This is a genomic window from Streptomyces sp. NPDC006544 (assembly GCF_040611715.1).
GTDB lineage: Bacteria > Actinomycetota > Actinomycetes > Streptomycetales > Streptomycetaceae > Streptomyces.
On sequence record NZ_JBEXOV010000025.1, the window covers coordinates 79,944 to 87,822 of the forward strand.

Annotated in this window: 4 protein-coding genes; 1 reads left to right on the forward strand and 3 read right to left on the reverse strand. The window is 70.0% G+C overall.

Translation table 11 applies throughout. From position 1 onward, the window contains the following. Positions 1-63: 63 nt before the first annotated feature. A complete protein-coding gene (locus ABZY44_RS14885) occupies positions 64-3,552 on the reverse strand; it encodes a M28 family peptidase (protein ID WP_356653641.1) in 3,489 nt (1,162 codons plus the stop codon). Between the two features lie 171 nt (positions 3,553-3,723). Here ABZY44_RS14885 and ABZY44_RS14890 point away from each other — a divergent pair, with 171 nt between their 5' ends. Further along, positions 3,724-4,683 (forward strand): LysR family transcriptional regulator, encoded by a 960-nt coding sequence (locus ABZY44_RS14890; protein WP_356653627.1) that lies wholly within the window; start codon positions 3,724-3,726, stop codon positions 4,681-4,683. 82 nt (positions 4,684-4,765) lie between these two features. Here ABZY44_RS14890 and ABZY44_RS14895 read toward each other — a convergent pair whose 3' ends face one another. Both ABZY44_RS14895 and ABZY44_RS14900 read right to left on the reverse strand, forming a co-directional pair. Then, positions 4,766-5,362 (reverse strand): TetR family transcriptional regulator, encoded by a 597-nt coding sequence (locus ABZY44_RS14895; protein ID WP_356653629.1) that lies wholly within the window; start codon positions 5,360-5,362, stop codon positions 4,766-4,768. An 81-nt stretch (positions 5,363-5,443) separates the two neighbouring features. Next, the gene (locus ABZY44_RS14900) at positions 5,444-7,432 is read right to left on the reverse strand and encodes a discoidin domain-containing protein (protein WP_356653643.1); all 1,989 of its coding nucleotides are present in this window, start codon (positions 7,430-7,432) and stop codon (positions 5,444-5,446) included. Positions 7,433-7,879 lie beyond the last annotated feature (447 nt).

The window sequence follows — 7,879 nt, forward strand, 5'->3', positions numbered from 1 at the left end:
CACCCGCTCCGGCCGTGTGGCCGGAGCGGATGCCGCCCGAGGGGACTCAGGGTGCCGGGGTCGTCAGCTCACCTGGAGGGTGACGTCGTCCACCACGAAGGACGTCTGGAGGGACGGGTCCTCCACGCCCTGGAACTTCAGGGTGACGCTCTGGCCGGCGAAGCGGGAGACGTCGTACGTCCTGAGCTGGTAGCCGGAGGTCGCGTTCACGTTGGACAGGGTGTCCAGCGTCTGGCCGCCGACCGAGACCGTGAAGGTGTCGTAGACGGTGTTCTCGGTCTCGTCGGTGTCGATGTGCAGGTAGAAGCCGAGCTGGTAGGAGGTGCAGCCGGTCGGGATGGTCACCGACTGCGAGGCGCTGTCCGTGTGGGTCTGGCCGTAGCCGTCCAGCCAGGCCTTGTACGAGCCCCCGTGCGGGGTCTGGCCGGCCTGGTTGGTGATGACGCCCGAGGTGGCCGTCCAGGGGCTGGCGCCGCTCTCGAAGCCGCCGTTGGAGACGAGCTGGCGCGGGGTGCAGGTGCCGCCGCCCCCGACCATCAGGGAGTAGGTGGTGGTGTGGCTGACGGAGCCCGTGCCGGTGACCGTCAGGGTGTACGTGCCGGGCGCGGTGTTCGCGCCGACCTGTACGGACAGCGTCGAGGAGCTGCCGGACTGGACCGAGGTGGGGCTGAGGGTCGCCGTCGTCCCGGCCGGGGCGCCGGTCACCGACAGGGCGACGGTCTGGGCGGCCCCGCTGACGGTGGCGGTGTTGATGGTGGAGGTGGTGCTGCCGCCCGGGTTCGCGCTGCCGGTGGCCGGGGAGGCGCTGATCGAGAAGTCGGGGCCGGGGGTGGTCCCGCCGACGGCCTGGTTCCAGATCGTGTAGGCGACGCCGTCGGCACTGCGGTCGAGGACGGTCGGGCTGATGTTGTTCGTGGTGTCGCAGGAGCTGTGGTAGCAGGAGTCGTACGCCGCGTTCGCGGTGCCGCCCCACTTCGCCGCCTGGGCCGAGGTCTTGCGGGCGCTGGCGCCGGCCGCGTAGCCGGAGGTGGGGATGCCGCCCTGCTGGAAGGAGTAGTCGTCACTGCGGCCCTGGCCCTCGACGTTCTCCTCGGGGGCGAGGTTCAGCGAGGTCCAGTAGGCCTTGAGCGGCGCGGCGGCGGTGGAGTTGACGTTGTTGATGAAGTAGCCGCCGTTGGTCGAGCCGACCATGTCGAAGTTGTAGTAGGCCTTGATGGCCGACTTCTGCGTGCTGCTGAGCTGGTTGACGTAGAACTCGGAGCCGTTCAGGCCCTGCTCCTCGTCCGTCCACCAGGCGAAGCGCACGTGCTTGGTCATCGTCGGGTTCTTCTGGGCGAGGACCAGCGCGTTCTCCAGCAGGGTCGCGGAGCCCGAGCCGTTGTCGTTGATGCCCGGACCCGCCGAGACGCTGTCGAGGTGCGAGCCGAACATGATCGTCTGGTCGGCGGGGCCGCCGGGCCAGTCCGCGATCAGGTTGCTCGACGGGTAGGTGCAGGAGGAGCAGTTCTGCTCGGTGACCGTGAAGCCCGCGGCCTGCAGCTTGCCCTTCACGTACGCCACGGACTGCGTGTAACCGGCGCTGCCCGCACGACGGTTGCCGCCGTTCTGCGAGGCGATCGTGTTCAGCTGGGTCAGGTGGGCCTGCACGGCCGCCACGTCGATGTTCGGCGCGCCCGGGGTGGGCGGGGTGCCGCCGACGGTCAGCGCGTAGTCGACGGTGTGCGAGAGGCTGGCGCCCTGGCCCTTGACGACGACGGTGGAGGGCCCGGGCGCCGCGCTGGACGAGGCGGTCAGGGTCAGCGTCGAGGACTGGCCGGACTGCACGGTGGCCGGGCTGAAGGAGGCGCTCACCCCGGCCGGCAGGCCGGACGCGGTGAGGGTCACCTGCTGGGCGGTACCCGTGGAGATCGCGGTGGCGACGGTGGTGGTGACCGAGGCGCCCTGCTGGACGGTGCCCGAGGACGGGTTCAACGCCAGCGAGAAGTCGCTGTTCTGGCCGCTGGGGGTGCAGGTCGGGTCGGCCGACTGGGCGGGCACGCTGATGGCGTCCCAGGCGCCCTTGGTCTTGTTGAAGAGGTCGCAGGTGGTGTCCAGCGACTTGGCGGAACTCAGCGTCGCCGTGCGGTACTTCTTGTAGGACATGCTCGAGGTCTTCAGGAGCATGCCGCCGTAGAAGATCTTGCCGGCGTTCTGCGCGCCCACCCCGGTCAGCGTGGACTGGTTGCAGGTGCTGCTGTTCGGCTTGCCGCCGCCCGGGCTGGTGCCCTCGGCGAGCAGGTAGAACCAGTGGTTCAGCGGACCCGCGGCGGCGTGCACCTCGGTCCCCGGTATCGAGGAGCTGTAGCAGGCCGGGTCGTTGTTGACGGCCGGCGGGTTGTACATGTTGCGGATCGGACCGCTGCCGACGAGGTTGATCATCTCGCCGACGAGGTAGTCCGGGGTGTCGTACGGCGACGGCTGGTTGATGAAGGCCTCGGTCAGGGCGCCGAAGATGTCACCGGTGGCCTCGCCGAGCCCGGCCTCCTGGCCGCTGGTGCCGCCGGGGGTGTTGGAGTCGATGGCGTGCCCGTACTCGTGGGCCACCACGTCCACGCCGGCGATCCACTCGTTGGACTGGTTGTGCCCGATGGTCACCGAGCTGCCGTCCCAGTACGCGTTCAGGTCGCCGAGGCCGACCTTGCCCGGGAAGCTGCGGCCGTTGCCGCTGACACCGTTGCGGCCGAGCCACTGGCTCAGCATGTCCCACTGCTTCTGGGCCGCGAACATGAGGTCCGTGCAGCCGGTCTCCTTGGAGGTCGGGTTGCCGGTGCCCCAGGAGTCCGAAGACTTCGAGAAGACCGTGCCGGAGCTGTAGTCGGCGCAGCTCAGACCGGTCCGGTTCGGGTCGCGCAGGGAGTACGTGCCACCGGAGGCGGTGGTGTCGATGGTCAGCGGGTTCGGGCCGTTCCACTTGCTGTTGCCGCTGCCCGCGACCACCTCGTCGAAGCGGTCGAGGACCTTGCCGGTGCGCGCGTCCACGAAGACGTGCAGCTTGCTGGGCGCCGTACGGGTCCGGCCGACCAGCACGGTCTCCCAGGCGAGGACGGGCTTGTCGTCCTTGAGCTTGACGACGAGCCGGCCGCTCTGCGCCACCTGCTCGGTCTTGAACAGCTCGCCGCGCGAGGTGCTCTCGGCAGCGCGCGCCGACACCGACGGGGCGGTCGCCACGTCGATGACGGTCGAGGAGGCCGACTGGACGGCGCGGACCCGGCCCTCGCCGTCGGCGAGGACCACCGCGTCACCGCCGACGACCGGCAGGCCGCGGTAGCTGCGCTCGTAGGCGACGGAGTACAGGTCCTGCACCCAGGGGGTGACCAGGCGCCGGTCGTACTGCTGCTCGGGGGAGTTGACCAAGGTGTCGAGGCCGCTGCGTACCGCCGCGTCCGCCGCGGCGACCGCCCGTTCGGCAGGGGTCGGGGCGGGGGCCGGGCCGGACACCTGGCTGGCGGAAGCGGCGCCGGCCACGGTGCCCGCGAGGCCCGTGGTCAACGCCATGGCCGCGACGAAGGCCATCCATCTGGTGGGCTGCAAGAGTCCACTCCGATCGTGTGGGGGGTGAGAAGGGGATGAGAATCTGGCTGCTCGCGGCTGAGTATGGGCGTGTCCATGATGAGATCGGGACATCCCTGCGCGCATAAGACCGGCGTTATGGTGCGGGCGCATGACGCTGCGTAAGCTGCCCGGATGCAGCTGGAGTTGAGACATCTGCAAGCCGTCTGCCAGATAGCGGAGACCGGCAGCCTGGGGGGCGCGGCACGGATGCTGGGGGTCTCCCAGCCGGCGCTCTCCGCACAGCTGCGCAGGATCGAACGGGTCACCGGGGGCGAGCTCTTCGTCCGTGGCCGGCGCGGGGTCGAGCCCACCCCGCTCGGTCAGTTCGTCCTGGCCAAAGCCCGGCGGGTACTCAGCGAGATGGACGCGCTCGGAGCCGAGACGCGCGCCCGTACGACCGACGCCCCACTGCGCCTGGGCTGCATCCTGCTCGTGCTGATCGACGGACTCATCGCACGGCAGGACCTGGCCCTGGCCGGCCGGGAGATCACCGTGGACCTGGAGGACTCGGTGACGGCGCTGGTCCGGATGCTCGGCGCGGGCCGCTACGACGTGATCGTCTACGGAGAGGTGAACGACCACGAGGTCCCGCTGCCCGCGGGCGTCCTGGCCCGGACCCTGGTCCCCAAGGAGCCCTTCTGCATCCGGATGTCCGCACGCCACGCGCTGGCCCGGCTCGAGGCGATCGACCTGGCCGACCTCGCCGACGAGCAGTGGATGACGCTGGTGGAGGACGACGACGGCGGCCCCGAGGCGCTCGTCGAAGCCTGCGCCAAGGCCGGGTTCACGCCGTCGCTGCGCTACCGGATCACCGACCGGATGATGCAGTACGACCTGATCTCCGCCGGCCGTGTCGTCGCCCTCAGCCAGCCCACCGCGCCGGCCGTGGCGGGGACGGTGATGCGCCCCCTGATCGGTGCGCCCATCACGGGACGCATCCGGCTCGCCTGGAACCGGTCCACGGTCTCGGCCCACCAGGCGGAGCTCTTCTACCTCTCCGCCGCCCGTGCGTACCTGGCCAATGTGGACAACAACCCCTTCCACCGGGCCTGGTGGGACGAGCATCCGGAAGTCCACCCGGCCCTGGACTGAGCCCTCGGGGCGGGCCGGAAGGCCGGGGCCGCGGCCCGGGCCGGGAGGAGAGCGTTCCCCGCGGGCACGGCGGCGGCCGCCGTCAGTCCGCGCGGACGAGTCCGGCCACGTGGTCGGCGATCATGTCGAGGATCCCGGCGGCCGCCTTCTCGTCGCCGACGGCGAGGAAGTTCAGCGTCACCCCGTCCGTCATGGCCGCCAGATAGCGGGCCAGCACGGAGACGGGCACGGTGAGTTCGAACGGTGTGATCCGCCGCAGCTCCTCGATCAGCTCGGCGTACGTCTCGCAGTACAGCTCGTACTGCCGGCGCGCCAGGTGCTCGAACCCGGGCTGCCGCAGCGCGTACTGGGTGAGCTCGTAGGTGAGCATGTGCTCGCCGGGGCTGGCCACCACGTGGTCCCAGTAGGCCTGGAAGCCGGCCCGGACGGTCTCGCGGAGGGTGTCCCTGGGCACGATCACGGCCTTCACGATCGTGACGTAGTGCCCGGTGATCGTCTCGATGACCGACTCCAGCAGCGCCTGCTTGGAATCGAAGCAGTAGTGGAAGACGCTCAGTGACACGCCCGCCTCGGCGGCGATGGAGCGGGTCGTCGTCCTGGACACCCCGTCGCGGCTCATCGCGCGGATCGCCGCCTCCGTCAGCTGTCTGCGCCGGTCGGTCAACGGCATCCGTGCCATGTGCGGTTTCCCCTCGTTCCCTTGCTGCCCCGAAGGGGATGCCCGGGAGCCTGCCGGCTCCCGGGCATCCCCTCGACGCCGTCAGCTGCTGTATACACCGACTTCGTACAGCGAGTAACCCCACTGCGTGCCGCGTCCCGTTCCGTGGACACGTACGTACCGGGCCGGGACACCCGCGAACTGCGCCGTGTCCAGGCCGCCGTCACCGGTCGTCGTGGACCAGGCCGTCTGCCAGTTCGCGCCGTCCGTGGAGACCTCGATGCGGTACGACTTCCCGTACGCGCGCTCCCACTCGAGGGTGACCCGCTTGACCAGGTTCTCGGAACCGAGGTCGAACTGGATCCACTGGTCGTCGCTCCAGTCGCTCGCCCAACGGCTGCCCCGGTCGCCGTCCACGGCCTGTCCGGGCGCGTAGTTGTAGATCGGGTTCCACTCGGAGGCGCTCGCGGAGGAGGCCTTGTGCGACGCGAGGTTCACCCCGGCCTTGTGCTGCTCGGAGGCGCCCCAGGTGCGCAGGTAGGACTCGGCACCCTTGAACAGGTCGTCCACCACGCCCTGGCCGCCGACGAGCCGGATGTCCTCGATCCAGTCCGGCACCAGCCCGTAGTGCGAGGCGCCGTCGGTGTTGAGGTCCCACGTGCGCTGGCCGGTGGTCTGCTTGTCGATGAGGGAACCGCCGTCGGTGCTGCGGAACGGGTAGGTCACCGGCGTCGGCGTGTTCGCGCCGCGCGGGCCGGGCCAGCCGCCGACGCCGTTCATGTCGGTGCCGTAGCCGTAGCCCACGTTGTACTTGTCGCGCAGCGCGTCCGTCCGCTTGGCCTCCGCGCTGAACGCCTCGGAGCCGCTCATGTACTGGGCGGCGAAACCGCCGAGCTTGTAGAGGCGCTCGGTCCAGTTGAGGTCCATCCAGCTGTGCGAGGAGATCACGCCCGGGTACGACTCGCTCTCGAGGATGTCGAAGGCCTGGCCGGCCGCCTTCACGCTCATGTGGTCGACCTCGAGCATCATCTTGCGCTTCATCATGCCGCGCACCGCGTAGTCACCGAGTTCGGTGAGACCGCGGGTGTTGCACTGCGCGTCCGAGGCGTACGAGGGCACCGTCACGCCCTCCGGCAGCTTCTTCTCGGCGGCGACCGCCGGAGCCAGCCCGATGGGGTTGTCGTGCTGCGGGCCCGCGCACTGCTCCGTCTTCCAGAAGGTCCCGGTGGACAGGAACTGCCCGACGTTGATGGCCGTTCCCAGCGCGCCCTCGTCGAAGCGGACCCCGCACAGGGCGTTGTCGAACTTGTGGCACAGGAACATGCTGCGCACGCCGAGCCCGTACAGCTCGTCCAGGCCCTTGTCGATGTCCTGCTTGCTGCACTGCGCGATGTCCAGGATCTGCTTGCAGCCGAACGGCTCGGAGGTCTCGACGCCGAGGACGACGGCGAGCTTCCCCTGCTTGACGACCTCGCGGGCCTGCGCGGAGTCGGTGACGATGCGGAACCACCCCTTGCCGGGGCCGCCGTACATCTTGTCGACGAAGGCCTGCATGTCGTAGCTTTTCTTCGCCTCCAGGCGGATGGCGGTCATCTCGTCGCAGGTGCGGTCCTTGAAGAAGTAGACCGAGCAGATCACCCCGTTGGTGACGAGGTCGTTGACGAGGACGCGCTGGCCGCCGCGCCAGGCCCGCTCGACCCAGGCGTAGTAGTTCTGCTGGTGGGTCAGCGAGTCGTGGGCGGGCCAGTCCTTGAAGGTGGGCCAGCCGTCGGGGTCGTGCTTGCCGTCACCGCCCTTGGTGACGAAGTCGAAGATCGCCAGACTGCCGTCCGGATAGTGCTCGGGACAGTCCTTGAGCGCGTCGGCCACCCCGAGGTCGGAGAAGGCCTGACCGCAGATCAGCCGGCCGCCGAAGCCCTCGTTGGCCATGATGTGGTCGTGTGCGTCGACGAAGCCCCGTACGTTGCCCTGGGCGTCGGTGCCCTTGAAGGGCTCGCCGGTCACGTTGATCTGGGAGTCCGGCGCCGGCCGTGCGGTGGGGTTCCACCAGCCGGCATCGGCCGAGGCGCCGGGGACCGGCCCGAGCACCATGGCCAGCAGTCCGAGCAGCAGCGAGAGGACCGCGAGCGGTTTGCGCCGGCGGTGCGGTCCCGGACGCGGGTCCGGTGGGGAGCCTGGTTGGGGGTGCGCGTGCGGTTGGCGGTGCATGGCCACTACTCACGTCCTCGGTTCGGCGGAGGGCGCGGTCGAGGACGCCGTGCGCCGGGGGAATGACGACCCCGACGCCTGATTGTCATGTCCCGCGCAAGTAACACGTCGAGAATCGCTACTGAGGAGTACAGAGTCAAGAGTCCGGGTCACATGACCTGATGGTTGGTCATCTTAGAGGTGCGTCCACGCGCCGGTCCATGGCATCGGCCATCGGCCCCCCCGGCCCCGGGGGGTGGGAGTGCTCCGCGCGTGCCCTTCCGGGCGTGAGGGGCCGCGCCGTCACCTCCCGGTGGCGCTCTCCGGGCGGGGCGCCGCCGCGGCGGCACG